Annotated in this window: 13 protein-coding genes and 1 pseudogene; 1 reads left to right on the top strand and 13 read right to left on the bottom strand. The window is 42.6% G+C overall.

The window, feature by feature from the left end; translation table 11 throughout:
* Positions 1-273 precede the first annotated feature (273 nt).
* From AABK40_RS21400 to AABK40_RS21390, 3 genes are all read right to left on the bottom strand, one after another.
* Positions 274-2,811 (bottom strand): hypothetical protein, encoded by a 2,538-nt coding sequence (locus AABK40_RS21400; RefSeq protein ID WP_338399197.1) that lies wholly within the window; start codon positions 2,809-2,811, stop codon positions 274-276.
* A gap of 246 nt (positions 2,812-3,057) precedes the next feature.
* Positions 3,058-5,547 carry a T9SS type A sorting domain-containing protein gene (locus AABK40_RS21395; protein ID WP_338399196.1) on the bottom strand — a complete coding sequence of 830 codons (2,490 nt, stop codon included), beginning with the start codon at positions 5,545-5,547 and terminating at the stop codon, positions 3,058-3,060.
* A gap of 212 nt (positions 5,548-5,759) precedes the next feature.
* The gene (locus AABK40_RS21390; RefSeq protein WP_338399195.1) at positions 5,760-6,848 is read right to left on the bottom strand and encodes a T9SS type A sorting domain-containing protein; all 1,089 of its coding nucleotides are present in this window, start codon (positions 6,846-6,848) and stop codon (positions 5,760-5,762) included.
* Positions 6,849-7,175: 327 nt separating this feature from the next.
* Here AABK40_RS21390 and AABK40_RS21385 point away from each other — a divergent pair, with 327 nt between their 5' ends.
* Positions 7,176-9,440 carry a GH92 family glycosyl hydrolase gene (locus AABK40_RS21385; protein ID WP_338399194.1) on the top strand — a complete coding sequence of 755 codons (2,265 nt, stop codon included), beginning with the start codon at positions 7,176-7,178 and terminating at the stop codon, positions 9,438-9,440.
* 156 nt (positions 9,441-9,596) lie between these two features.
* Here the strand turns inward: AABK40_RS21385 and AABK40_RS21380 are convergent.
* The 10 genes and pseudogenes from AABK40_RS21380 to AABK40_RS21335 form a co-directional block, all read right to left on the bottom strand.
* Positions 9,597-9,740, bottom strand: a pseudogene (locus AABK40_RS21380) (PD-(D/E)XK nuclease domain-containing protein); the annotation flags it as partial.
* Positions 9,741-9,888: 148 nt separating this feature from the next.
* Positions 9,889-10,353, bottom strand: a complete 465-nt coding sequence (locus AABK40_RS21375; protein WP_338399193.1) for a sulfatase-like hydrolase/transferase — start codon at positions 10,351-10,353, stop codon at positions 9,889-9,891.
* A gap of 7 nt (positions 10,354-10,360) precedes the next feature.
* Positions 10,361-12,628 carry a hypothetical protein gene (locus AABK40_RS21370; protein WP_338399192.1) on the bottom strand — a complete coding sequence of 756 codons (2,268 nt, stop codon included), beginning with the start codon at positions 12,626-12,628 and terminating at the stop codon, positions 10,361-10,363.
* A 194-nt stretch (positions 12,629-12,822) separates the two neighbouring features.
* On the bottom strand, positions 12,823-14,496 hold the full coding sequence (locus AABK40_RS21365; RefSeq protein ID WP_338399191.1) for a sulfatase family protein: 1,674 nt from the start codon (positions 14,494-14,496) through the stop codon (positions 12,823-12,825).
* Between the two features lie 10 nt (positions 14,497-14,506).
* Positions 14,507-16,465, bottom strand: coding sequence for a glycoside hydrolase family 97 protein (locus AABK40_RS21360; protein ID WP_338399190.1), 1,959 nt, complete (start codon positions 16,463-16,465; stop codon positions 14,507-14,509).
* Positions 16,465-18,696: an amylo-alpha-1,6-glucosidase gene (locus AABK40_RS21355; protein ID WP_338399189.1), complete on the bottom strand. Its 2,232-nt coding sequence runs from the start codon at positions 18,694-18,696 to the stop codon at positions 16,465-16,467. Before AABK40_RS21355 ends, AABK40_RS21360 begins: the two co-directional genes overlap by 1 nt.
* A gap of 71 nt (positions 18,697-18,767) precedes the next feature.
* Positions 18,768-20,117 carry a hypothetical protein gene (locus AABK40_RS21350; RefSeq protein ID WP_338399188.1) on the bottom strand — a complete coding sequence of 450 codons (1,350 nt, stop codon included), beginning with the start codon at positions 20,115-20,117 and terminating at the stop codon, positions 18,768-18,770.
* 159 nt (positions 20,118-20,276) lie between these two features.
* Complete coding sequence (locus AABK40_RS21345) at positions 20,277-21,806, bottom strand: RagB/SusD family nutrient uptake outer membrane protein (RefSeq protein ID WP_338399187.1); 1,530 nt, start codon at positions 21,804-21,806, stop codon at positions 20,277-20,279.
* Between the two features lie 11 nt (positions 21,807-21,817).
* Positions 21,818-25,198 (bottom strand): SusC/RagA family TonB-linked outer membrane protein, encoded by a 3,381-nt coding sequence (locus tag AABK40_RS21340; protein WP_338399292.1) that lies wholly within the window; start codon positions 25,196-25,198, stop codon positions 21,818-21,820.
* Between the two features lie 10 nt (positions 25,199-25,208).
* Positions 25,209-26,225 (bottom strand): FecR family protein, encoded by a 1,017-nt coding sequence (locus AABK40_RS21335; RefSeq protein ID WP_338399291.1) that lies wholly within the window; start codon positions 26,223-26,225, stop codon positions 25,209-25,211.
* Between the last annotated feature and the right edge of the window lie 17 nt (positions 26,226-26,242).

Below are 26,242 nucleotides of genomic sequence, written 5' to 3'. Positions count from 1 at the left end.
ATGACCTTTTTAGGGTCATTTATTTTTCATCTGAATTATCAACAGGCGATCGATAAATAATTTAATCGGCAAAGAACAAGCAATCGCAAACACCTGATAAAGAATTATTTAAGCGATTAAACAAAACATAATTAATCATTAACACCCTCTATCGACTTCTTATCTGTGAATTTTGGCTACAAAAATATATTATCCCTGTTATCGATTTAAATCTTAAAAAAATAGCTGCCTCCGATCATTGAAGCAGCTATTATAATCTTGTTAGTTATCTTGCTATGCAATAAAACTTTCTTTCAAGACTTCCTTAAAAGTCAGGTCGAAATCCTCATCGAACAGTGTCTTGTATTCTTCAATGAATTTATCATAAGTCGAGCGAGCAGAACTGTGATGTCCCATTTCTACCAGATGCTGGCACTTCAACGACATGGCCTGCTCATTGACGGTATCAAGTTTTAGGATGGCTGAACAGATATCTACAATCGTATGCTTGGCGAGCGTCGAACTATTTTTGTTTAGCTGTGCAGAAAAATAATCAAGGGATTTTGCACTTACCTGTGACTTGAGCTTATCGTACCAGTCATTGGAATTCAATGAGCGAATATTGGTTAAGCCCTCAGCGATAGCCCGCAACTTGATTAAATTCTGATCCGTAAGCTGTGGCTCCTTGATCAAATGGCAAAACTTCACATAATCCACATACGCTACCGATTCATCAACCTTCAATTTCAGATATCCTGAATTATTGACAATCTCCATCCCTCCAACGAGTTTCAACAGCTCCTTTAACTTGGAAATATTTACGTTCTTATTGTTTTTCGCATCTTTACTGGATTTGTCACTCCAGAAATACTCAATCAGGTATTCAGAGGAAATCCCATTTTTTTCATTAACCGAATTCATCACCAGAATAATGAACAACTCCTGCCTCAAACCGGAGAACTTTTTTGAAATGCTGTTTCCGTCTTTATCGTAAGCGGAAAAACCACTCAAAATTTTGATATACGACCGGTCGGGCCCTTGATTTTTTATGACTGCTGCCGGTTCAGCAATTGTTTTGCTTTCTGTCGGCTTAATTTCTTCCGGTGTGTGCGCCACTGATTTAGGCGCTTGGTGCTTTCGATAAAAACCATAGCCACCGGCTGCCAATATCAATGACAAAAAGCCTACTGCGAGTATCCACCATTGATTATTTTCTGCAATATCCGGTTCATTTTCAGGGACAAAAATAGGTAGGCTGATACTGTATATATTCAGGCTTGTTTCTTTGTCAGAGCAAAAAGTTGTTACCGCATACAGCTTGTCGAGTTTATCATTATAGTATAAATCGGCAAATGACCTGATATCATGAAACTTATAGGGAATACCATCCGCCAAGGCATATAGGCTATCGGTGGAAATGCTTCCTTTGAATAACTGCAATTTGCCCTGAAACTGATTCTTTTTGAAGAGCAAAGCATAAAAATGATCCTTACCAACAACTAACTGATTTGAACTCGCAAAATACCCATGTGATCTTGCAGTATCATAAGTATGCAACACCTTGAAGGTTCTGTGAGGTAAATCATACTCCATTAATTGATTGAAATAGTGCGGGCTGTATTTTTGCTCCCCATATTCATTACCATAACCGCCAAGAATATACCCCTTGGTTTTTTCTTGGTTCAGACCAAACCCCGCCAAATATCTTGGAAAAGCCTCTGTATTTTTATCCCTTGTCCTTTCCTTGAAATTTGATATAGATTTTCGGAACATATGGTGCCCATAGCCAAACAGGGTATAAATACTTGAATCATTTGGACTGATGTATCGGCTATGATGCAGGTAATCCGTTTGATCAGGCATTTTAAAATCAAACTCATTCTCCCATTTTTTCTCTTTCATCGAGAAGGCATATTGACGCAAATGATCAACAGAATAGGCCACTATTTCATGTCGGTACTCATCATAAATAAAGTTTTGGTGTCCACGCTCCAATGCTACGGGCTTGTCGTAGAATACCTGCTTTGCCTCTTCGGGCTTTTCAGGATCAATTATCAATAACTGATCTGAACCCACAAAATAAATCTTTTGCTGCTCATGATTATACACCACCTCCGCATAACCATTGAGCTTGTGCGTACTCAACGGTTTCCAAAAAGTGAAGTCTTTTCTAATCCATTTTGGATTTTTTAGTGATGCTGTGTATTCTCCATTAGTATCATTAACCCGTTGCCCCTCAACCTGATCCAGCTTCCAATCGGCCACAGGCTCATTATCCAGCTGAAATTCTACATGCCGGATTTTCATATTGATTGCATCACGGGTTGCTATCCCCTTCTGATCGTTTACCCCAAAATAAAATTTTAAGTGGTCGGCAGGGGAAAAATAATTGTATTGTAACTGATTGGATACACCCTCGACCGAAAGTTGATATTGATTTTTTTCAAGGTTGGCTTTGATCTGAACCTGTTGCCAGTTGGAGAGCGCACGTCGATTTACCCGAATAGCAAGCTCTCCTTTTTTATTACTGCCAAGCAACAAACTGATTTTCACATAGGTGTCATCCGCTACCTGATAAATCAAATCCATTTTTTTTCCTTGAGCAGTTACCGCTCGGAAAATGTACCCAAACTCATTGTACTGATCATCGATGGTGGACATGTTAAAATTAATCTGAAAACCATCTCCCAATTCAGGGGCTTGGTTCACAAAAAACTGACACATGGTCCGCTCAGTAATCGGGTACTCCTGCCCATAAATACGCAATCCATATTTAGCAAATGAACTGTTCAGGGCAAAACATAACAAGATCGTAAAGTAGTATTTTATCATATAAAAAAATTATGTTTCCCCATTTAGAGGGCTGTTCCTGTTCAAAAATATAATAAAACAATATAAACATATTATCATTTTATGTAAAATTTTATACTGTCCATTTTATTTTTCAAGCAGATCCTTTGGCCCGTAGAGGGTTTCAGGATAAATTATTTAAAAGACAAAAGGCATTTTTTGATAAACAGAAATCGTTTTCAAAAAATGCCTTAAATTTTTAGCAGTCATTATGCAGGGAAAGATTATCTACTTCAGTACAATTTTACTGATTTGTGGCTTTGAGCCCTCGTGCAGATGAATCAAATAAACCCCTGAAGGCAAATGACCTATATTAACTTTCTCAGCGGTATTTTGTAAGCTGCCTTCCATCACCATTCTGCCAATAATGGAATAAATGCGGAAGGTCTGACCCACTTTTTCCTGCGGAATATTAATACTGAAAATGCCATCCGTTGGGTTTGGAGCAACCACCAGCTGCTTGCCTTTATCGGCAAATAATGGATCTTCAGGCGATGTGCCATTCTCCTCAGTCGCTATCCTTGTCAAAGCCTGATCCCCTTCACCGGAAACATCCACTATCAACGATCGATCTTCATCTCCACTTTCTCCCGTTGTAAGGATTCTTCCTAAAGTGACCAACTGATTGATGGCCTCCTTATAGTCTCCTTTGATATAGACTACCCCTTCGGTAATGTTCCATACGGAGCCTTCGGGTAAGGATTTTTCTGCATCAAAAACATTTAAGTTCAATTCTCCATCGGTGATGTAGGTGGTACTTGTCCCTGCGGTACCCTCCTCAAAAGCCGTCGCATACATGTGGTTTACATTGACGATCCCTCCATTGATATGAACCATAGAATGACCTTGCCAGCCGTTCCAAAAATGGCTGCCAAAATTCAGTTCTCCACCTTCCTCAATAATCAAACTCGAAGTGTAATTATTCGACCATGCACAACCCGACCAAGTATCACCTGTTGTCAGGCTACCACCATCCTTTATAATCAGTTGCGCACTTTGGGCTCCTTCACCGCCATCGCCCAAGACAAACTGTTGAACACCCACTCGCTGATCGATAAAACATGCAATTGCATCTTTCTGATCAAACTTGGCGATCATTTTTGGTGTTGGTACGCCCGCAGTCCAGTTTTCGGCAACACTCCAAGAGGCCTCCGTAGCTTCGGAATTATCTTCATTGGCGGCAGGGTTCCATACCGTAACCGTTGGTGTTGGCGGTGTTTGTTCCTCTACTGCCGAAATTCGGGTAATAGGATCACCCTCCGTGCCGATAATCTCCACCTTCAGGCTTAGTTCAGCAGTACCATCCTCCCCCGTAGTGATGATTCTACCCTGAAATTCAAGGTATTCTATGGAGGCTTTATGATCTCCCTTAATATAAATTTTTGCTCCCGTAATATTCCATACTGAGCCATCAGGCAGTGAATTTTCCGGATGGAACTCATTCAAATTCATTTCACCGCTTTCAAGGTAGATAGTGCTTGTTCCATTGGTGCCTTCCTCAAAAGCTGTTCCGAGCATATTGTTCACATTGATCACTCCTCCGTTCAAATAAACCGTCGAATGCCCTTGCCAGCCATTCCAGAAATGCTGACCGAAGCTGATCGTTCCGCCCGTTTCAACCACTAATTCGGTATCCCAATTATCTGCCCAGGCCGCACCCGACCAGGCATCATTGGCAGTGGACAAAAATCCATTATCCTTGATGATCAACTTGGCGGTTTGATCTCCTTCATTGCCATCTCCCAATATCAACTGCTTAATGCTTACCGAACTGTCGATGAAACAATCAATGGCATCTGCCTGAGTGAATTTTACCACCGTAATCTCGCCAGGCAATCCGTTGGTCCAGTTGGCGGCAACTGACCACGCAGCCTCGGTTGCATCCGTATTGGCAGGGTTAGCCTGTGGGGCCCAAACGGTCTCCGCAGGTACGACCGGAGGCTGTACCTCGTTTTCAGTCGAACTAACCACCGTCTTTAGCGTTTCGCCCTCACCTTCAAGTTCTACCTGAAGCAGACGATCTTCTGAACCACTTTCCCCCGTGGTAACGATTCTGCCAAGACTTGCCAAATTTAAAATATTGTCCTGTTGATCTCCTTTGATACTAACCGTACCCGAAGTGATGTTCCATACAGATCCCTCTGGAATCGTTTTCTCTGGATGAAATTCATTCAGGTTCAACTCCCCTGCGGCAACCAGTATTGTGCTACTGCCATGGGTACCGTCCTCAAAAGCTGTTCCGAGCATATTGTTCACATTGATCACTCCACCGTTGAGATAAACCGACGAATGTCCTTGCCAGCCATTCCAGAAATGGTTTCCAAAATCAATAATACCGCCTTGCTCAACGACCAGTTCCGTTTCGTAAGCAGCAGTCCATGCCGTACCTGACCATTCGTTACCTGTAATCAAATGCCCTCCATTTTTAACCACCAAGCGGGCAGTTTCCCCAGTTCCGCCATCTCCGAGGACAAACTTTTTTACATTGACCGTCTGATCAATAAAACAAGGGATGGCATCTTTTACATTAAAAATAGCACCTCCATCTGCGGTCGGAACTCCAGCCGTCCAGTTGGCGGCATCATGCCAGGAGGATTCTGATAGTCCGTCATTATTCGGGTTTGCAGCAGGATTCCAAACCGTATTTTGCGCTGTTACAGGCCGTACCGTCAATAATAGCAGTACGGCTGTAAACCATAAAAATAGCTTCTTTTTCATAAGGTAGTTGGTCATTTAAAAAATCCACGGAAAAATACACCGATAGCTTAACCGTCACTTAACAGCCTATTAACAGGGTGTCAGATGTTATTAATAATCAATCATTTGAGTTAAAAAAAAGCCAAAGAATAGCCATACTATCAACTACCCCTCAGCTTTTCATTAATCAACTAACTTATAGATCTTCAGTGGAAATGCGAATATTTGGTTAGTTATTCTTTAATAATTTTATGCGTTACGATTTGCCCATTAACACTGACAGCCACCAGGTAAATGCCCGCAGGCTGACTGCCCAGGTTTACTTTTTGACTTCCGCCAACAATGGCACCCTGCATCAGTTTTCTGCCAGAAATGGTGTACACGGTATAATCTGCCGATGCTCCTTTATCCTTCAGACTAAGTTCAATCACACCCTGAGTTGGGTTAGGAGCGACTGTAAACTTAGCAGAGGCATTTTCTGAAGAAAGCGGATCTTCTGGATTCTCTGGTTCCTCTGGGTTTTCCGGCTCCTCAGGATCCGTTCCATCGCCCACGGCAGTAATGGTGGTCAGGTAGCTTCCTTCCTCTCCCGTTACTTCAATATTCAATGTTCTTACCTCATCGCCACTTTCTCCCGTCGTGATGATGCGTCCAAGGTTCGCCATATTATTGATGTTATCTCGATGGTCACCTTTAATATAAATGGTGCCACCAGTCAGGTTCCACAGAGATCCCTCAGGAATCGATTGTGTCGGATGAAATTCACTAAGGTTCAGGTATCCTTTCTCAATAAAAATAGTCCCGCTACCCACCGTTCCAGGCTCAAAAGCAGAACCATACATGTTATTAACGTTGATATCACCTCCCTTTAAATATACAACTGAAGTACCGTTCCAACCATTCCAGAAGTGCTGTCCAAAGTTTACAGTGCCTCCTTCTTCGACAATCAATTCCGTGTACCAGTCATTCGTCCATGCAGCACCGGACCACTCTCCTCCTGTACTTAAAGACCCTCCGCTTTTGATCACCAAACGAGCTGTATCCGCCTCATCTCCTCCGTCACCCAGGACAAATTTGAAAATATTGATGTTGGAATCCACATAACAAGTGATTGCGTCCTTGACATTAAACTGGACGATACCATCAGTTGTTGGCAGACCTTCCGTCCAATTGGCCTCTACCGTCCAAGCGGCTTCAGTAGCGTCGGCATTATCCGGATTAGCGGCAGGATTCCAAACCGTAGTTGGTCTATCTTGAGCATTGGTAATTCCAAAACAAAAAATAAAAATAATGCTAAATAGTAAAAATGATTTCGTCTTCATAAAAATCAGTTTTGGTTAAAAATAATTACTGCCTCGAAGATAACGCCCCTTCTTAATCACCACTTAACCCGTGCTTAAATCGCTACTTGAAGAATAATTAAGGCTTAAAACTGCCTAATATCAGCTCCTTTAGCCCAATCTCATTAAAATTATTAATAGATGTTTTTTTAATACATTTTACAAACACATAACGGTTGCCCTCGACAATACCCTACACCAATCCCGACAGGAAACATACTATCCTGTGATTATTACAATTAACCATCGATTATTTTTCACTTAAGACTACCCGCTATTTTAGTGTTATGTAAAACCTAAACGTTCGTGATGAAGAATTTTTTTAAACTGATTTATCAGCCTCTTTTTTTAAAATGGTCATGTCTTGGTATTTTCTGTGCATTAATCCTGTTCAGCAGTTTCGATCGCAAACCGGCACCCGTTCAAAACAGTGCCTATATCGATCCGCAGATAGGAAATGTAGCGCCATTTTTAGTGCCTACCTTCCCGACCATGCACCAACCCAATCAATTGGTACGCATGTTCCCTGTTCGGAAAGATTATCTGTCAGACGAAATAGAGGCCTTTCCGATGTTGGTGTATGCCCACCGTCGTCCGGGCATGATGCGGATTAAAGCAGGGGCTTCCGGCTTTGATCAATTGAAGCAACAGTCCATGATCGTTGACCATGATCTTGAGACGTACCAGCCGTGGCTGTATGAAGGATACTTAATTGAAGACGACATCAAAATTTCCTTTACCCCCGGCAAAAAATGTGGTATCTATAAAATAGACTTTCAGGAAAATACCAACAGAAATCTGATCATTCAAGGCAAGAGATCTTTAAGTTTCAGACAATTATCCCCAAATAGTTACGCCCTCTCCGAGACAATAATTAATCGGGATCGCGGACCAGATCCCCGCGTATTGAAATTGAGGGTTTATGCCCACCTGGAGTTTGTTGATGCTAATCAGCAACCGATCCATTTAAAGGTTGAAGAGCACAAAGATTGGTTGGCGATATCATCCCCTAAAGAAGAAGAGCTTTACCTAAAATACGCCGTTTCCTACATCAGTCCGAAACAGGCCAAACGTAATTTTAAAGAAATAAAAAACAAGGATTTTCAATCGGTATGCCAACAGGCTAAAACAGCTTGGGATGAAAAAATGAATCAAATTCAGGTGAAAGGAGGGACTGAAGCTCAAAAAAGGACTTTCTTCACTTCCCTCTACCGAACTTATGAACGAATGGTGGATATTACCGAAGAAGGGCAATATTATGACATATACCAACAGACCGTTCGACAAACTGACCAACCGATGTATGCCGACGACTGGGTGTGGGATTCCTACCGAAGCCATCATCCTTTACGCACAATCCTAAATCCAGAACAGGAAGGAGACATGGTCAGTTCATTTATCCGAATGTACCAGAGCAGTGGATGGATGCCCACCTTCATGCAGGCCTTTGGGAATACGATGTGCATGAATTCCTACCACAGTTCAGCCATTGTTTTGGATGCTTTTAATAAAGGTATCCGAAATTTTGATGCCGATAAAGCCTATCAGGGAATCTCACACACATTGAACACAAGAACTTTCATTCCATGGCGTCAGGGTAATCCAAGAACATTTTTGGATGACTTCTTTCACCAACAGGGATATTTCCCTTCCTTGGCTTTGGGCGAAAAGGAAAATATGCCCGATCAGGTGGTGGATGATTTTGAGAAAAGACAGCCCGTACCGGTTACCCTTGGCGTGAGTTATGATTTCTGGGCTTTGGGTAAACTTGGTGAAGCACTCTCAAAGGAAGATCATCAAAGATACCTTGAATTCAGCAAAAATTATCAAAAGCTTTGGCATCCTGAACACCGGCTATTTATGCCCAAGGATATCAATGGAAACTGGGTCGCGATTGACCCTAAGCTTGATGGTGGACTAGGCTATCGGGACTATTATGATGAAAACAATGGATGGACTTATGCCTGGGACGTACAGCATGATATTGAGGGGCTAAGGGCGTTATTGGGAGGGAAAATTGCGGCAGAAAAACGGCTTGACCAACTGTTTCGTGAACCATTGGGAAAACGGAAAAATCAGTTTTATGTCGATGGCTCCAATTCGACCGGAATGGTGGGACAATTCTCGATGGGCAACGAACCATCTTTTCATATCCCCTATTTGTACAACCACTTTGGGGCACCATGGAAAACACAGCAAAAAACAAGGTTCTTACTTGACACATGGTTCAAGGACAACATCTTCGGTATTCCTGGAGATGAAGACGGTGGCGCCATGACGTCCTTTGTTGTCTTTTCATCCTTGGGCCTGTACCCTGTTACTCCCGGTATTCCAGTCTATGATATCAGCAGTCCTATTTTTGAGGAAGCGAGCATTCAATTAACCAATGGTAATACCTTTACCATCAAAGCCCCAAAGGCAAGCAAGAGAAACAAATACATTCAGTCAGCCAAGCTGAACGGTAAAGTCCTGAACAAGCCACAAATCAAACATGAAACCATCATGAAAGGAGGTATCCTCGAGTTGAAGCTGGACAGTCTTCCGAATAAATCTTGGGGAGCGGAGTATCTATAACATCCCAATTAAGATAATGAGGATTCGTTAATCAGGCGCATCCTCATTTTTCGCTTGTTACATTAGCTTGAAAAAAAATCCCTGCTATGTGTTCCTGACAAGAAAAACAATAGCAGGGATTTTTCAGAAGCGGATTTTTGCTAATTGTTACCGCTCTTAATCGATTTTCAACTCCTCCGGCTTAAACCAATCCAAATTCCGCTCTTCTTCATTAAAGTGCATCCCGATCAGCACAATCTTCCGACCATCATTCAAATACGGTTCGTAATATTTTTTCTTATGAATCTGATCCAATGCCTCGCCTCTTTCATCACCATATCTATCCGACCTGTTGAATTAGTTTCTTCTGTTCTGCATCAAACCAAAGATGTCAATTCATATTTCTGCTCAAAAATCCGCCTGATTTCATTTGCATCTTCCTCATGAAAATATTGCAATAAAATGGGTGTCAATATGAACGGTATATCCAGAAGGCATTCACATCATGCCCAGGCCCACGGTAATCAAATTGCTGATCGCCATTTGTTCCAAGGTGGCTCTTCATCAAAAGACTGGTGAAATAGCCCATTTCATTGAGGTAGGACGGCAAAAGTTTGACCGCCTCGGGTAGTGGTGCGTGTAAATCTTCTGTACCGATGGTGTGGGCAAACTTCCCTGAAAGCAAACTTGTACGGGACGGGCTACATTGTGCCGTTGTCAAAAAAGCCTTCTTCATTAGGATTCCATCTGCCGCCATCTGATCAAGGTTTGGCGTCTTGATGTGGGGATTGCCATAAGCACCCAAATCCATCCCTGCGTCATCAGCAATAAAAACAATGATGTTGGGCAACTTACGGTTTTTAGCCGTAAGTGTCCCACACATAATAAGTAAGCTGAGGCTTATAAATATTTTATTCAACAGATTATTGATCATGATCTAATTATTTTTTTGCTGAAGAGGAAGACTTCAACATATACCATGCTGCACCTTTGTTCCCATCGATATTCTGATTTCCTACTTTAAATTGATGGTTTTCCCGCAGGTTCATATGAATGTTGGATACCGTCTGATCAGCTAATTTAATTTCATAATATCCTTGTTCCTTCAGGTAATTTAGCTGACAGTTATAAGCCTCCAAATTGCCCTGTCTATTTTCAAAAACATAGGCTTTATCCAAAGCGATTTCAGCCAGACATTTAAAGTGTTCATGTACATCGTTATCATTGGAATTACCAAAAAACCAGTCACTGACCATGTTCACATAGCCCTCGCCCATGGTGTAGGTATCATGTGAATAATCAAAGGCATTATAGTGTTGACCTGGTACATTCAAAGGATTTGCCCCTTCGATATTTCTGTTCATCTGGGTAACTTTTACATAAGGGTTCACCATGAAGCCCCAGTGTAGTTTACCTTCAAGATCGATGCTCTGCACACCCGAATTTAGACCATTGAAAGTATTTTGCAGATACTTGTGTTCGCCTGTCAGCAAATAAGCATAATATTGTGCATAGGTTGTCCATGCCGACCAACCGTGTGGGCTATTGATGAAATTATTGGCCATCAGCACATCATATTGTGCTTCCCAAAAGCGCATCGATCCCATTCGCATACGTGCATCAGGGATCATCAACTGCTCAAGGCATCGGTGCTGATCAAGCAGATCGAGGGCTGCCATTTTGTACCTTTCCCGTTTTTTTCCTTCGGGAAACATCAAGGCAAATTGTCCCAGCTGCGCAGCCGAACAGGAAATCATGCCATCCTCGAAGGTTTGCTCACCTTCGGTTTGAATATTGGCACCATTGGCCGCTAATTCATCCATCGACCGAGTTACCGACTTGAAAATCCTTTTGTAATCTGCGGCATAAGCTGCTCTGCCATCCAACACTTCGAGCAGTTCCATCAAACTTTTGGCAATATAGATGACACTGGTGTAGTGGGTCGATCGTGCTCGGTAAGCACCATCTTTGGATTGACTTGCCAAAAGAAATTCTGCATATTTCACCGCCGCATCGAGGTCTTTCGGATCATTGTACAATTGATATCGGTCGACCAAGACTCCGATGATCGTGCTAACATTCTGAATACGGAAGCCGTGTTTTTTAGGCTCAAACTTCAGTGTATCGAAAATGATCGGGTAAATAGCATGAAATTGCTCATCCGCTTTTTGTACTGAAGGATGATTTGGGAAATGCTTCCCCCCGGCATAAGTGGAATAAAACCCATACCAACTTTCGCAATGGGTCATGGATGCTTTTTGCGGATAATCCAAAACGGCAGTCATTGCCTGTTGCATGTACCAACTGTATGGCTTGCGGACATAATACAAAGCCTCCGTTGTTTTTCCGACCTCATTTTTAGCAATAATATGATATGCTCCGGCCTGATCAGTCTCTGCAAAGCTGAATTGTCCCTGCCCTTTCAACTCGGTTGTATTTTCCGAAGGGTCAATGATATTCACCTGCGAACACGCTCCTTTCACCTCGAAATTTATGGCTGATGTAGCAATCCCAGCCGTGATAGGTAAATTAATAACAGGCGCTTCGGTCAGTTCCTGTACATTATGCTGAAGATCATTTAGTGATTTTACCTCATCAAGATAAATGCGGAATACCTGCTCTTGCCCTGCTTCGATTTGGTACAGATGCTGAGGGTGACGGCTTGGCAATGGCAAAGCATTGATCAAATCAAGGTTAATTGACGCAATGCGGTGCCCGAAAAACCAGTACGGTGGCTGCCCCCACTTTTTGGTATATTCATGACTCCATGAGGCGATAGGATCAGGGCTATTGATACTCAATATTTTGCCTTCTGGCGACATCAAATATCCCCAAAAGTGTGTTTTCTCCGCTCTCAAAAGCGTTGGAAAAGTCTTCTTGTTCCAATAAGGAAAATGATCCATATAGGTGTCCACGCCCATTCTCAGTCCTGCCGTTGTTGGCTGAAAGGCCGTCGGTCGATTAGACTTGATACGTGCCGTGATCATTGGTCTGCCTTTATGCTCCGAAAATGAAATGCCGAAATCAACGTAATCGTAAGACGTTACCCATTCACCATCAGCGTACTTGGGTTGTGGCATCTCAACTTCCTTACCATTTATTTTCAGATACCAAGACGGTCCCATAAACTCCTTATGGTTGAAAGTGAATTCATGTCCTGAATCATGGAAAGTCAATTTTTTTATATAACCATCAGGATGAATATCCATTGCCCATCTATTGGTCTTGACCTTTCTCCCCTCTTGTTGGGCAAATATTTGTGTTGATGTAACACATAAAAAAATCAGAAAAAATATATTCCTTATCATCGTATTAAAAACAAAGTAATTGAACCTGTCGATCAAAAAAACCACACCTCCGAAAAGGTGTGGTCGTGGTTGATCATTGTGCTTTCACACAAGCATCATATCCCCCAATATGATGCTCCCATCCCAAATAAACTATCTATCTTATGCGTATTCTTTTTCAGTTTTTGACGCTCAGCATCTTGCAGTTTTTGTTGCTCTTCGGCTGATAATTTCTCGAAAGCGCTTGGATCAATTCCACCTGACTCGATACCTTTGGTGCTGTAATAAGGTGTGTTGATATAAACCTCTTCTTTGCCCAAAACGCGCATGTCATTGTGTGATTTCAGGTAATCTACCAATTCGGTATTAAGGTTTTCAAACTGCTTTTGATAAGCCGCTTCAGCCGCTAAGTTTTTCAACTGGAAGGGATCTTCTTTCACATTATACAATTCATACTCTGAACGTAAACCGAAACTCAGATCAAAGAAGTGACTTTGTCCCTGACGGTTTTTGTAAGACATCAAAATGTCTTTTGATAGCCCATTATCCACATCCCCGAAAGCATAATTATTGAAAGAAACGCTTCCGTCCTCAATACCTGCAGGCAAGCGCTGTGGTTCCATGTTCCAAATCAGTAACATATCTCCTTTGCGGATCGCACGGCTTGGGTAGGTTTTGCCATCGGCATAACTCCACGCATGGCGCTCACGGTAGGTAATGATCGAACGGCTTTTAGCCGCTACCTGATTGGTTGCTTTTTCAAAGTAAGGCATCAACGTTTTACCGGTCATTTCTTTTGGGATTTCCAATCCTGCTGCTTGCATTACGGTCGGTGCCACATCAATTTGACTGATTAAATCGGAGATACTCTTTCCAGGAATAATTTTATTTTTCCAAACAGCGATAAAAGGCATGTGTGTACCTGCTTCATACAAATTCGACTTCGCTCTTGGGAAAGGCATACCGTTGTCTGCCGTAACGATGATCAAGGTATTATCATATTCTCCAATCTCTTTCAGGTGGTTGACAATCTTCCCAATTTGGGTATCAAACCACTGAATTTCGAACAGGTAATCCAATACATCTGAGCGCATACCCTCATCCTGAGGATAGAAGTCTGGAAGCTTCACTTTCGAGGTCTGCATCCCTGCTTTTTCGCCAATACCACGCACGTAACCACGGTGTGGTTCTTTGGATCCATACCAGAAACAGAAAGGCTGATCTTCCTGCTTGCCTTTAAGGAAAGTTTTGAAGTTGGCGATATAATCGATATCACAAATTGACCCTTCATTACCCAACTCTACGAAAGGCAAAAATTTCGAATCGTTAAACTCTTCACCTGCCGGATTATGCTTACGGTTGGTAGCATGCAGTTTGCCAGGCGCCCAACCTTTTCCTGTGAAGCCTACTTTGTAGCCTGCTTCTTCAAGGTAGTCGGTGTAGGTCTTGAATTTATCGGGCAAGAAACCCCACAAAACAGCGCCTTGCTCCAATTCGAAGCCATTTCTACCGGTCAGAAATGCAGCACGGGAGGCCGTACAGGAAGGGGTAGAACAATAGGCATTTTCGAATACCATCCCCTCTTTGGCGAGTGCATCAATGTTAGGCGTACTCACGGCTTCATTGCCCATGAAACTCATATCTATCCATGACATATCATCACTGATGGCAATTAGAATATTAGGTTTCTTTGTTGCTTTTGCTTCCTCATTCGTGTTACTGACCCTGTTACAAGCCAGCCAACCAAAAAATGAAACTGCGATAATAAAATATCTGCTCTTGTTCATCATATCTAAAAAATTATTGTTCTGCAATCAATTCATTTGAGGTTGATGGACTGATTACAGCCACGAAACCTCCGCCTTTTACCATCTTAATTTTCAACAGGTCCGGCAACTTGTCCAACTTGATTTCCTGACAGTCGGTCGGTTGATCTTCTGAAGTGGAAGCATCTTCCCAAAGGCTGATTTTATAATCATCACCTTTCGTCAAAAAGTCTAATTTAAGCTCAACTTCTTTCGCTTCATTTCCAACCATTCCGCCAATGTACCAATCTTTTCCTGAGCGCCTTGCCAATACAATCGACTCTCCTATTTTACCAGACAAAAACTTGGTTTCGTCCCAAGTGGCAGGTACCTGCGCAATGAAGTCTAATCCCTTCTGATTTTCAAACGCTTTGGGTCCATCTGCTACGGTTTGGAAAGGACTCTCAAAAACCACAAACATTGCCAATTGATGAGCTCGTGTACCCAAAACCAATGGCGCATGGAAACGAGCTTCGAAATCTTCTTCTTTCACCTGGCGGAAACCTCCTGGCGTGTAATCCATCGGACCGATGATCTGACGAATATAGGGTGCGGTAACGGCATGCTCAGGCCCCGCCTGCTCATCCCATTTGTAATATTCCAATCCCAGAACGGCCTCACGGGTAACCAGGTTCGGATAAGTACGACGAATACCCGTTGGTTTGTAGCAACCGTGCAAGTTCACCATCAATTCGTTATCTGCTGCGGACTGCAAAATCTCATGATAGAAGTCCACCATCTCAGCATCATCACGCTTCATGAAATCCATCTTGATACCCTTGATGCCCCATTTTTTATACAAAGGCAAAGCTTCCTTGTACTGCTTGCTCATGTTTTTCCAGTTCACCCAAAGGTGTATGCCCACGCCTCGATCGGTGGCGTATTGCACCAATTCAGGCATATTTAGGGAATCTGTGGTTTGCAGAATTGATAAAGTGGTATCCATTTCATCGCCGTACCAAAAGGAATCGATCAGCATGTACTCCAGCTTATTCTTAGCAGCAAAATCAATATAGGCTTTCATGGTATGCTGATTTTTACCAGGATTTTCAACATCCACTTCGTAATCATTCCACCAGTCCCAAGCGCCTTTTCCTGCCTGAATCCAATCGGTATTTTCAATGACCGATGGTTCACATAAGTTGGTGATCAGGTCGCTGTTGATGAATCCAGAAAAATCGTCGGCAATCATCACCACGCGCCATGGCGTAGTGATCTGCTTTGTGTTTTTCAACAGAACGCCTGTATTCGGAAGCGGGGTATTGATGCTTGAGAAACCATTGGCTTCAGGTTTCAGATACCAATGCGGGTAAGATTTGACATTCGCTTCGGTGATGATTCCCACATGATTTTTGGTTTCAAAAGCCAGTGGCGTATGCACAAAACTGCTATCCGTGAAGTCCGACAACTGTTTGTGTTGAAATTTAAATTCATAAGAATGGGTAAAAGGATGCTCCATTACACCACGATCGCTTCCTGCCCACAATTTTAAATCTTCGGTCGGCAGTTCAATGGTCGTTGTTTCTTCCATCAAATCGACCGCCTGAGAAAATTGAGCATTCAAGCGAAATGCTACACCTTCAGGGTAAGCACGAAGGTAGATTTCAGTCTGCTGATTTTGTTCGTTTTCAACCGTCAAAACCCCTTCTACACAATGATTCAGTGCTTCTTGATGTTTACCCACAACCAGTGGGTAGCTTTCATTGATTTCATGTTTTTGGAAATCAACAATATTACCTGCCACAACCTGTCCATTGGAAGTTTTTAGCCCAAGCGCCGATGGAAATACTACCGTATCCTTTTGTGCCAACACATAATATTTGATGGCATCGTCCTGCTTTATCACGCCTATCGACAATTGGTCGTCTGGACTATTGACTTGATATTGTTGTTCACCACAGGCGCTCAATCCGATGGCGCAGGCAGTTATTAAAGATAAAAAAATGCTTTTCATTACAGGTTGATATTTTTTAAGTCAATTATATTTTCTCCTGGTTTAATTTTTTGCGTTGCCTCATAAGTCGGGAATTTCACCTCGCCAAAATGGTGGCTGATGATTTTCCCATAAAGGCGGTTATTTTCAAAAACAAAACCCTTACATAAGATCGGTACATCACTCAGAAGAAAATCCCGATTATTGATCTGAATGTTCAGATGCCCTTTCGATTGGTTCAGGTTAAAGGATTTACCCGAAACCAAAAGATCTTCAATGGCAAAATCACCTTTATCCAAATTACCAAAACGATAGCCTTCTTCTGTTTTGACCACCTTGTTTTCCAACCACATAAAGTTGAACAAACTCGCCCAGCTCTGGAACTTTTGTCCATCACCCCAACCGCTGCGGCAATCGTAATTCTCCTGACTGGTCTGCTTCTCCTTGAGATTGCGCATGTACATCGCCATGCTTTTTTCAGCAAAAACTGTTGCCAATGAATCGTATCCATATTTTACCAATCCATCAAAAATAAGGTAGTTGGTCGGTGGCCAGATCGACCCTCTCCAGTATTGCTGATCAGGGAAACGTGGATCATTTTTGCTAACCGTCGGCAAAATATACTCCCCCCAAAACAAATCGGGATTCATTAAATCCTTGACGATTGCATCGGCTTGCTGTTGAGATGCGACCCCAGAAAACAGTGGATAAAAATGCTCTGGTCCATAGGTCTGACTCCATTGACCATCCCAATAGCGGTCTTTATAGCGTTGATCTTGCTGATCCCAAAGTTGTGCATTGATCAAATGGGTCAATCGTTGTTTTTCCGATTCAAAACCTAAAGAATCGGCCAAACCAATGACTTTGGCAATCTTGGCCATATGGTCATTCATGCTCACCATCTGACAGTTCAGGTCAATGGCATTCATGTTCATTGTCCACGTCTGATGCGAATAACTCGCCGAATCAAATCGCGGGCTGTCATCGGCACCACTTTCGTACATGGCCATTTTCAACTTGGTTTTCGCCTTATCGGCATCAGCTCCCCACTCAAATAGCCCATCCTTGTTGCCATCACGGCGCGGGTTACCATTGGTATTTTCAGCATACCACCAGTCGTACCATTTTTTCAGCTTTGGGTATCCCTCTTTCAACAAACTGATATCATTCGTTCGCTGATACATTTTCCAAACCACCCACGGACCGATCGGCGGCTGTGAATGATCAAGACTGCCACTATCACCACATCGGTAGTTGGGCATGTTCCCATTTTCGTATTGTGCCCAATAAAGCGCATCCAAATTTTCCTTGGCCAAAGCAGGGTTGTCAATCGACAAACTCAGTGAGTTGAAAAAGGCATCCCATTCAAAGATCGCCCAACCGCCCCAATCCCAGGTTCTTCCTGCAGGAACATAGGTTTTGCCTGCATCAGGGATATAAGCCCGCATCCAGTTGAGGTTGTCAATCAGCGCATCAGCCACATTGCCATGAGCAGTGCTCACCCGCACGCGGTTTTTGATGGTCTTTGCCTCAAGCTTTTGGAAAAGCTGATCAAATTGTTCCCAGCCCAATCCACTGTTGTTATTCAGTTTGAACTTTAGGCTATTGATATTGCTATATAATAAATAAAGATAAGATCCATTGATTTGCTTGCTTTTCGCATACCCTTTTTCAATGAATTCCCGCACCTGTTCTTCTTTCAAAGGCACAGAAGAGGAAACTATTTTGGTAGGTTGCTGATCAAAGAGCAAATGGAAGGTATTGGCCTTGAGCTGATTGTTTTCAAAGTGCATGATTCCCTTTTGCTCGAAAGGAAGGTAACATTCGACAATCAATCCATGATCGTTCGCATGGTCATTGACCAACTGCCCGTAAAGGTCTTCGCTATTGGTTTTACCCCATTGTAAGTGCCAAGTGGCCTGTTTTTGTTGCCATTGCAAGCTGGCGTAATCGTTATTGGAGGACTTCAGCCCTACCTTTTTGATGTGGTGATAAATACTGTCGCCGTTGTTGGCGTAACTTACAGGGGCATCCAATGCCTTACCTGCAAAATAAGAAAATTCCCCTTCTGACAGATAATAAGAATTGAATCGGAAGGCGGCAGATTGTTTCGATTTCTGATCCAACATCACCAAACCATTCCAAGACCCATGGTCAAAGGCATCTATCAACAATGACCGTTGCTCTGCACCATTATTGACACTGCAGGCGGTGGTCAGGATTACAAAAAATATAAAGATTGATCGAAACATAATCAAAAAAAGGTACTGCCCTTGGCAGAATATTTCCTCAGACAGTACCTATAAATTAGTTAATAAAAGGATTAGTTCGCTTTTTTCACGCATCGACAGTTACCGGTCATCGTTGGATTAGTACCTTGGTAGTTATAAGTACCAGTGTTGTCAAAAAACATTTGGTTACCGTTACCATTACCACCGATATTCATGAAGTTACCGCCTGGGGTAGTTTTAGCAGGGTCTGAACCTTCCATATAACCTGCCCAAATATTTTTCGCACCATTACCAGAAACCCAATAATCTTTACCTTTTTCGATTTCTGAATTTTTCTCTTTTTGACCTACGAAGAATGCAGGGTCGTCCAACTCAAGGATTGGGGACAATTCACTGGCTACCCCTGTCCATGCATACCCAGACCAAGCTGCTTCGCTTGCAGGTACCCAAGTACAAGTTTTCTCCCAAGTACCACCTACGTTACTTTTCACAGGGAAAGTCCATCCTTCAGGACACAATTTATCTGCTGCAGACAAAGTATAAGAACGAGTCGTTACTTCATGCATATTACCTTCAACATCTTTGAAAGAAACATTCACGTCGAATACTTTTTGATCAATTGTTTCAAAGGTGTTACCAGCATTTACAGCTACTTCGTTATCGACCGTTACCTCACCAGCGTCCAAAGTAACATTGATCACCTCAGGGGTAGGCAAAGATGTGCCATCACGATCCGTCAATGCGATAACATCTGTTGTTGTCCAGTAATAACCTTCGTAAAGAGCCGTTTTGTAAACGTTACCGTCCATATCGACCATTGTAACCTCTGCTGAAAGATCTTCGATCTCAACAGTTTCCATCACTTCCTGACCGATAGCATCCATTACCTTAACGGTATAGTCACCCGCCTGAAGATCTGCGAGGTCTTCCATCGTCTTCTCCTCATCATTCAAGTAGTAAGTGTAAGGAGTTACCCCGCCTTCTACTTTCAACATGATTTTACCAGGGGCATCCGCTGTTACAGGAACTGCTTTCACTTCTGTCAAAACAACAGCCGTTGGCTCAGCAGCAACCGTAATAGTGATGGTTTCTTCTGTCATCTGATCAGCACCGTCTTTGGCCATGATCGTGATGGTTGCTGTACCTTCAGTTTCAGCCGTGAATTTCAAATCTGCTGTTGCTGAAGTTTCATTTAATCCTTCAATATTAGCGACTTCCACTTCACCACCTTCTGCGGTCGCTGCGATAGAAGCTACTTTTCCCTGTGCGTTCACCTGAATATCAAAAGTAGATTCGAAGCCTTTGAAAGCTTCACCATCTTCTGCCACAATTACAGGCTTAGGAAATACTTGTGCGTTGTCTTCTGACTCTGAACAGGAAGACAAGAAAGCTACTGACAGCACCATGGCCATCATTGCTGAAAAAATTCTCTGGGTTGACATATTTAACATAAAAGTTTAAAAATTATAGGTTTTATTTTGTTGGTATTGCTATTGAAAAGGCAATAAGGAGCCAGGCGACTGCGAAATGGCAGTCGTCATTGGCAGGCTATCACGAGAGAGGACTCTCGCGATAGTTCCAATTATTCTTTCCTTGTATAATTAATTATATCCTTGATTTTGCTTTAGGATACCGCCCGCTGCCACAATCTCATTCGGTGGGATTGGCAGGTATTCCATATAAGGTTTATATCCTCTTGGGCTCAAACGCTCTACGTCATCTCCCCAGCGTTTCAGGTCAAAAAACCTTGTGCCTTCAAAGCAAAATTCTACGCGGCGCTCATGCTTAATCGCTTCCATCAAATCTTTACCACTTTCGGCCATATATTGCTCAATGGTTGGGAAAGTATCTGATCCAAAAGCACGCTGACGTACGCGGTTGATCAACATTTTTGCTTCGCCCTCCTGCCCTGTCATCGCAAGCGCTTCAGCATACATCAACAATACATCGGCATAACGGATCAAAATTCTATTATCCTCATAACCGGCCACATCATAATAACCCGGGTAGTAAACCAATCCTTTTCGGATCGAAACACCGTTTCGGTTATCTTGATTTTTTCGATTTTCCGACACATCATAAGTATCTTCAAATGGACGATACTCCGATTCTCCCAAAGGCTTCACCAAAAGTATATCTCCATCGTGGTACATCCATGCCTCTTTTCTTGGGTCACCATTCTCAAATTCCGCTACCAAATCAAGCGTTGGCCAGGTGTTTTCCCAACCGTTGATTTGTGCTGGCGCAAAATATTGTGTCTTGAGAGATCCTGTACCCGAATTAGGAAAATCCTTGGTCCAGGCATTAGAAGCACTCTCGTATTTATAAGCCAATTCAAAAACTGACTCTTCATTGTACTGACTCTGATTACTGATGATCTCATCGAGATCACTCACCAACCCATATCCATACTTGCCTTCGTTCTGTACAATCTCTGCAAAAGCCGTCTTTGCTTCTTCATACTTTCCTTCATACAAAAATGCCTTTCCCAATAGTGCGATTGCAGCACCACGATCTGCTCGGGCAGCAATGTCATTATCCGGCAAATGCTCTTTGGCGAAATTCAAATCTGGATAAATGATTCCCTCATATACCTGCTCAGGAGTGGATTGTGGCAGGATATAATCCTCTGTCAGCAAGATCAATGGCTCGGTATAAATCGGTACCATGCCCCAGGTATTCGCCAGATTGAAATAAGCCAATGCGCGAAGGAATCTTGCTTCAGCCTCAACTTTCAGTTTTTGTTCTGCTGATGGGTATTCAATATCCTCCATATAATACAATACCACATTGGCTCTGAAAATCGCTTCAAAGAACCACTGCCAAGCCTCATCATAGGCTGCGTTGGGTTGCTTGGCTGCCTGAATGATGAAACGGTTGAAAGGCAATTCAGAAACCGTCTCCTGGTCATCGTCCATCACATCCGTTGTGGTATGTACAGCTACTTTGTATGCCCCCTGGCTGAAAGAACCATACACACCGGCCATTGCCATTTCTATATCTCGGGGATTTTTGAAAAACACCCCAGTAGTAATTTCATTTTCAGGAACACGTTCCAAAAAAGTATCTGGATTACAGGCCGTAGAAAACATCATGGCCACTGTAATTGCTAAAAAATATAATCTTTTCATTGTCCTAAATTTTAGAAGCCAAGGTTGAAACCAATCTGGAAAGTTCTGACCATCGGATAGCGTCCTTTGTCTACCCCTCTTGAAAGTGTTGGGCCGCTTGCATCATTGAAGGAGTCTGAACCAACCATCGGATCAAGTCCTGAATATTTGGTAAATACCAATGGGTTCTCCGCCAAAACAAACAATTGTAGGGTTGATAATTTCCATCTTTCGATTAGTTGCTGTGGGAAATTGTAAGATAATCTTGCGGTCTGAATTCGGAAGAAATCCCCATCTTCAATCCATCGGCTGGAGAAGCGCCGGTCATTACCGTTGGTGTCGTCCGCACGAATGATCGGGTAAGTGTTGGTTGATCCTTCGCCCGTCCATGAATTGTGGATTGTAGTCATCTTATTTGAGTACAACTCCCGGCTATTCACAGATTCCAAACCGGCCCTTACGGTGTTGAAATTTTGATATCCGAACAATCCGGATCCAATCACAGACAGGTCGAAGTTTTTATAATTAATCGAGAAGTTAATTCCCAATGACATATCTGGAATTGGGCTGCCGATGGTCTCTCTATCCTCTTCATTGATCACACCATCACCGTTCAAATCTTTAAAGCGAACATCGCCAGGTCGAGCACCTTTCTGGTATTCAATGCCCTCACCTGTTTGGTTATTCAAATCATCGATTTCCGTTTGGTTCTGAAAGATCCCTTCCTGCACATAGCCATAGAATGCACCGATGTTACCGCCTTCAACGGTTCTGGTAGCACCCCAATAGGCTGCGGAGGCGAAATTGTCTCCACCAACCAGAAACTCCTGATTATTCAAAGAGGTAACTTCATTGCTGTAAAAAGAAACTGAAGAACCAATATTGAACCCGACCTCGCCAAAGTTGTTATTGTAATTCAGGGCCAATTCCAAACCTGAATTTCGTATCGCACCACCATTGGCGGTAAACGACTGAGAAATACCACTAATGAATACCGGCGCCATTTGGATCAGAATATCTTCAGAGTTCTTCACATAATAATCTCCTGTAAAGTTCAATCGCCCTTCCATAAAAGATACATCCACACCTACGTTAAGCGTCTTTACCGTCTCCCACTTTAAAGACTGCCCTTTGCTGATATTAGTGATCGCCGCACCATCGATGATGCTCTCCCCCGGGCCACCATAAACACCTTTTGGCTGCAAATTGATCGTTGAATATTGCTCAAAATTATTTCCGAACTCACTGTTACCCAGCGTACCGTACCCTAATCGTAATTTGAAATCGTCAATCACATTTTTTGGAACCGGAAAGAAGTTCTCATCCGAGACCCGCCATGCAGCAGAAACTCCTGGAAAAGTACCAAACTTATTTGCCGGTGCAAATCTGGAAGAACCATCCCGGCGAACGGTAAAAGTCAGGTAATATTTGCTGTCAAAATTATAGAGCACTCGTCCGAAAGTAGATAAGAAAGTGAAGGCATCATAATCCTCCAATGCTTGAACGTCTGTTGCATTATCCAAGGATGGAGCGCCAAGATAATCATCATAGACAGCCACATTTCGAGTCCTTCTCAATTCATTTTCCTGAGCGGTATATCCCAAAATCCCCTCAACAGAGTGCTTTCCGAAAGTATTTTTATAGTTCAATGTATTTTCCCAAACCCACTGTGTCGAGAATGTCTTGGTCAAATCTTTTCTTGTGTTGCTTCTCGTATCGGCAGATTTGTTTTGGTCTAACTCAGGTAAGAAGTTGGAAACACGACCACTGTTGATGATCGAAGAAAAGGAAGATTTGAAGTTCAATCCCTCCATCAGATCCAACTGTCCGTAAACGTTGGTCAAGATATTATTATTAAAGTGATCATAATCCCTAACTTCCAGCATAGCTAAAGGATTTGAATAAGTGTCCGCCCCAGTGATCAATGTTTGAGGAGATCCATATCCCTGTGCATTCAACGGGTCATAGATCGGCATCAATGGAGAAGCGAAACCAGTTCCCTTTACCGGAGACCCCACTCCTGGGTTACGGCTTGCACGGGTGAAAGCCATTGACTCCCCAATTTTAAGGCGTCCTTTCTTCCAGTCAGAGTTCACACGCATGGTAATCCGCTCGTATCCAGTGGTTTTAACGATACCCGTTTGATCCAAATATCCTGCAGAAATAGCATAATTTCCATGCTCACTACCGCCGCTAAACTGAGCCGTCGTTTCGACCGTTGGAGCCGTCTGATATACCGCTGATTGCCAGTCAGTATTTACCAGGGTTGGATTATTGATGAAATCTGGTAAATCTTTTCCTGTAATTCCCTGAGAAGCAAATACTGTACGCTTATAGTCGCGGTATTCATTTGCATTCAATAAATCCAATTGACTGTAAGCCTGTTGAACACCGTAGGTAGTTTTGATACTCACCTTTGGCTCTCCCTTTTTACCCCTTTTGGTGGTGATTAACACTACCCCATTCATGGCACGCGAACCATAGATCGCTGCTGCTGAGGCATCTTTAAGGATGGTAAAACTCTCAATATCATTTGGGTTGATGTTCGACATGTTGGCATCGAAATTTGGCACCCCATCAATAATGTATAAGGGGTTGGAGTTACCCACCGTCCCGACACCACGAATGTTCACGTTAATTCCTGAACCAGGGCTTGAAGAAGCACTGGTAACAATGACCCCCGTTGATTTTGACTGAATGTTGTTCAGTACATTGGAAGTAGCCATTTCAAGGTCCTCGGCTCCGATGATATCCACCGCTGAAGAAACATCCTTGCGCTCCTGTGTACCGTAACCGATCACAACCACTTCGTCCATCTGAACGACATCCGCCTCAAGTACAACATTCAACTGGCTTTGATTTCCGACAGTGATTTCCTGTGGTTTATAACCTACATAGGAGAAAACCAACACATCGGATGGTTGAGCCTCGACGCTGAAATTACCCATTACATCAGAAATCGCTCCCTGAGTAGTTCCTTTGATGACCACTGAAACGCCGATTAACTCGGAACCGTCAGTGTCCACGATTTTCCCTTTTACAGTAACTTTTTGTGCCGGTGCTATGGGTTTTCGAGGAGCTTGGGTTTTTACTTTTTTTGGTTTTAAGGTAACCAGCTTGTCTTTAATTACATATTCGATATTTAACTGATCCGATAAAAATCTCATCACTTCACTGACCTCGGTGAACGATTGATTGATCTGGATCTTTTGTTTGGGATTGACCTGAGAATGGTCAAATGCAAAATAGTAATCTGTTTTATCCTCTAAATAAGTGATTACCTCCTCCATCGTGCGTTTTCCCTGGAGGTTAATGTTGTCAAGTTGATAGCTTCCCGCAAAAAGTTTAGGCGTAAGCAAGACCCACAAGCATAAAAAAAGTGTACTTGTAGTTCGTAAAAAAATACGATTCATAGGTAGTAAATTATATTTCTATAATAATTTTATCTTTGTTTTTATGGTATCTTATACCATATAAAAAGGATAATGATTCTAAAGATTTAGTAATATCATTGCCTTTAAAACTCGCTCTTACCAACCATTTGGTAGAGGGTTTTCCTTTAATTTCAATATCCACATTGTACCAGTCGGCTATTTTCTCCACTGCCTGTTTGAATGGTAATTGATTGATCACCAATATATTGTTTCTCCAGGCATCAGTCAGCTCGTCGATATTAGAAGTAGTGAATTTTTGCGTCTTATCCGAATAAGCTATTTTATCGTTCGGTTTCATATTGATCTGCTGGTCAAAGCCATCTTTCACCAACACTTTACCTTCCATCAAACCAACGATCACTTTATTTTTATCCGAAAAATTAACATTAAACTCTGTGCCATGCGCTGTAACATCCAAACCACCTGCCTTAACAATGAAAGGTCGTTTTGGGTTCGCATTCACCTTGAAAAAGGCTTCCCCCTTCAGGTACACAATGCGCTCAGGTGTTTCAAATTCCTCTGGGAAAGTCAATTCACTGTTTACATTTAAGGTAACCACTGAACTATCCGGCAATACAATCGTGCGCTGTTCTCCCCGATGTGTCGTAACCGCCAAGGTTTGGATTTGATCAGGAGAAATAAACTGAACAACTCCAATACTTATAAAAATAAATATCAAACTTGCTGCAACTGCATACCACCATTTCGGACTCATTTTAACCACCTTTGCAGCGGGTTCACTTACCGAAATTTCTGATTGCTCATTACCCTCAGCCTTTACCTCTTCCGCCTGCACTGCCTTGATTTTATTCAAAACTCCTTCCTGATCATAGCCCGTATCCATGGCGATACCTGAGATCAAGGCCCAATGATCCTTCATGATGCGATCAGCTGCCGCTTCATTCACTGGATCGCTCAGCCACTCCATCACCATCAGGTACTCTTCGTAGCTGCACTTACCAGTGTAAAAATTTATTAACAGGTCAGGCCTTTCTCTTAAATCCATAATCATTAATTTACATC

The sequence above is a fragment of the Persicobacter psychrovividus genome (genome assembly GCF_036492425.1).
GTDB lineage: Bacteria > Bacteroidota > Bacteroidia > Cytophagales > Cyclobacteriaceae > Persicobacter > Persicobacter psychrovividus.
This window is presented reverse-complemented; position numbering and strand designations above follow the sequence as displayed.

Excerpts from the sequence above, each read along its gene's own strand:
- AABK40_RS21400 (WP_338399197.1), bottom strand. The coding sequence starts at position 2,811 with ATGATAAAATACTACTTTACGATCTTGTTATGTTTTGCCCTGAACAGT.
- AABK40_RS21390 (WP_338399195.1), bottom strand. The coding sequence starts at position 6,848 with ATGAAGACGAAATCATTTTTACTATTTAGCATTATTTTTATTTTTTGT.
- AABK40_RS21360 (WP_338399190.1), bottom strand. The coding sequence starts at position 16,465 with ATGAAAAGCATTTTTTTATCTTTAATAACTGCCTGCGCCATCGGATTG.
- AABK40_RS21335 (WP_338399291.1), bottom strand. The coding sequence starts at position 26,225 with ATGGATTTAAGAGAAAGGCCTGACCTGTTAATAAATTTTTACACTGGT.
- AABK40_RS21340 (WP_338399292.1), bottom strand. The coding sequence starts at position 25,198 with ATGAATCGTATTTTTTTACGAACTACAAGTACACTTTTTTTATGCTTG.
- AABK40_RS21345 (WP_338399187.1), bottom strand. The coding sequence starts at position 21,806 with ATGAAAAGATTATATTTTTTAGCAATTACAGTGGCCATGATGTTTTCT.
- AABK40_RS21370 (WP_338399192.1), bottom strand. The coding sequence starts at position 12,628 with ATGGATATTCATCCTGATGGTTATATAAAAAAATTGACTTTCCATGAT.
- AABK40_RS21375 (WP_338399193.1), bottom strand. The coding sequence starts at position 10,353 with ATGATCAATAATCTGTTGAATAAAATATTTATAAGCCTCAGCTTACTT.
- AABK40_RS21365 (WP_338399191.1), bottom strand. The coding sequence starts at position 14,496 with ATGATGAACAAGAGCAGATATTTTATTATCGCAGTTTCATTTTTTGGT.
- AABK40_RS21395 (WP_338399196.1), bottom strand. The coding sequence starts at position 5,547 with ATGAAAAAGAAGCTATTTTTATGGTTTACAGCCGTACTGCTATTATTG.
- AABK40_RS21385 (WP_338399194.1), top strand. The coding sequence starts at position 7,176 with ATGAAGAATTTTTTTAAACTGATTTATCAGCCTCTTTTTTTAAAATGG.
- AABK40_RS21355 (WP_338399189.1), bottom strand. The coding sequence starts at position 18,696 with ATGTTTCGATCAATCTTTATATTTTTTGTAATCCTGACCACCGCCTGC.
- AABK40_RS21350 (WP_338399188.1), bottom strand. The coding sequence starts at position 20,117 with ATGTCAACCCAGAGAATTTTTTCAGCAATGATGGCCATGGTGCTGTCA.